Genomic DNA, 1544 nt, shown 5'->3' with positions numbered 1-1544 from the left:
GGGCCGGCGCGGCCGACGAGGGCGCCGGGGTCGACGGCGTCGGGCGGGGCCGGTCCGGCCCGTCCGAGCAGCCGGAGAGGACCAGCGCGGTCAGTGCGGCGAGCGCGACGGCGGAGCGTCGCGGGGAAATCGACACGCGCCCCACCGTATCGGGGCAACTCGACCCGACGTCACCCCACCCGGGTGAGCAGCGTCACCGGCGCACCGTCGCCGGCGTACCGGTAGGGCTCCAACTCGGCGTCCCACGCGGTGCCGAGCGCCTTGTCGAGCGCGTGCGCGAGCGCCTCCGGCGCGCGGGCGGCGGCCATCAGCGCCCGCAGCCGGTCCTCGCCGAGCTGGATGTCGCCGGCCGCGCCCACGGTGGCCCGGAACAGGCCCCGGCCCGGGACGTACATGAAGCGCTCGCCGTCGACACCGGGACTGGGCTCCTCGGTGACCTCGAAACGGATCATGGGCCACTGCCGGAGGGCAGCGGCCAGCTCGGCGCCCGTCCCCGGGGTGCCGGTCCAGCCGCACTCGGCGCGTCGGGCGCCCGGATCGACGGGCTGCGCCGTCCAGTGCAGGTTGACCGGCGCGGCGAGGACGCGCGCGATCGCCCACTCGACGTGCGAGCACACGGCGAGCGGGGTCGAGTGGACGTATACGACGCCACGCGTTGGCACGGTGACCTCCCGGTGAGCCGAGGTGCGTCTTCCCCTACGACCTCGTCACCCGAGTGGTCCCTGGCACACATGATGACCGCTGTGGCAGGTGGTGCGCCAGCGAATCGGAAAATTCGCCGTGGCCGGGCGGCGGGAAATACCCGGGCGGCTGACCCGGTTGTGCACCCTGACGGCGCGACGACCAGCCAGGCGTCGGGTTCGTGTACAGTTCTCTGGGCGGTTCTGTGCCGCCGCACGTCTTCGCGGGCCGGCGCTCACCCCGGGCGTCACTCGCACAGCCCCCGGACGGATCCCGTCCCCACCGTACGTCTGCAAGGAGTACCTCCGTGGCGAGCAACACCTCTAAGACCGCGCGCGCGTCAGTCCGGGCCGGCCAGGCTGGCCAGGGTGGCGCCCTCAGCGTGCTGGGCGAGTTCAAGTACCTGATCCCGCTCAACGGCGGCAAGCACGCCTACGTGCGCAACCTGACCAACGGCAAGACCGCGCACCTGCGCACCGACTCCGACGCCTTCGTCGAGGAGATCCGCGTGCTGGCCGCCGCCGGCCACGCCGCCAAGATCCGCGCCGAGATCAACGGCCTGGCCGCCGCCCACCCGGGCCACGGCTGGGACGCCACCGAGAAGCGTCTCGTCGAGGCCGGCGTCTTCGAGGGCTGAGCGCCCTCACCGCACCACCGCAACCGCCCGTCGGGGGTCACCCCGGCGGGCGGTTCCGCGTCTCCTCCTCCGGAAGCAGCGTGACCTCGCCGGTGGCCAGGTCGTAGAGCGCGCCCACCACGGCCAGCTCCCCCGCCGCCACCGGCCCGGCCAGCAGGTCGTCGGCGCGCAGCGCGGCCACCGTGCGCCGCACGTGGCGGCGGATCGCCAGCGGGTGGGCGGCCGG

The 1544-nt window shown here is 74.5% G+C and carries 2 protein-coding genes and 1 pseudogene; 1 reads left to right on the top strand and 2 read right to left on the bottom strand.

The window, feature by feature from the left end; all coding sequences use genetic code 11:
• Positions 1–170 precede the first annotated feature (170 nt).
• The gene (locus HUW36_RS32570) at positions 171–662 is read right to left on the bottom strand and encodes a DUF3145 domain-containing protein (RefSeq protein ID WP_174531548.1); all 492 of its coding nucleotides are present in this window, start codon (positions 660–662) and stop codon (positions 171–173) included.
• A gap of 326 nt (positions 663–988) precedes the next feature.
• Here HUW36_RS32570 and HUW36_RS32565 point away from each other — a divergent pair, with 326 nt between their 5' ends.
• Positions 989–1318, top strand: coding sequence for a hypothetical protein (locus HUW36_RS32565; protein WP_099164126.1), 330 nt, complete (start codon positions 989–991; stop codon positions 1316–1318).
• A gap of 37 nt (positions 1319–1355) precedes the next feature.
• On the opposite strand, the pseudogene HUW36_RS32560 reads toward HUW36_RS32565, so the two are convergent.
• Positions 1356–1544 (bottom strand): annotated as a pseudogene (locus tag HUW36_RS32560) (carbonic anhydrase); the annotation flags it as partial.

Origin of the sequence: Micromonospora maritima, from assembly GCF_902825405.1 — a bacterium.
GTDB lineage: Bacteria > Actinomycetota > Actinomycetes > Mycobacteriales > Micromonosporaceae > Micromonospora > Micromonospora maritima.
The sequence above is the reverse complement of the archived record's forward strand: the minus strand, read 5'-3'. Positions and strand labels throughout refer to the sequence as shown.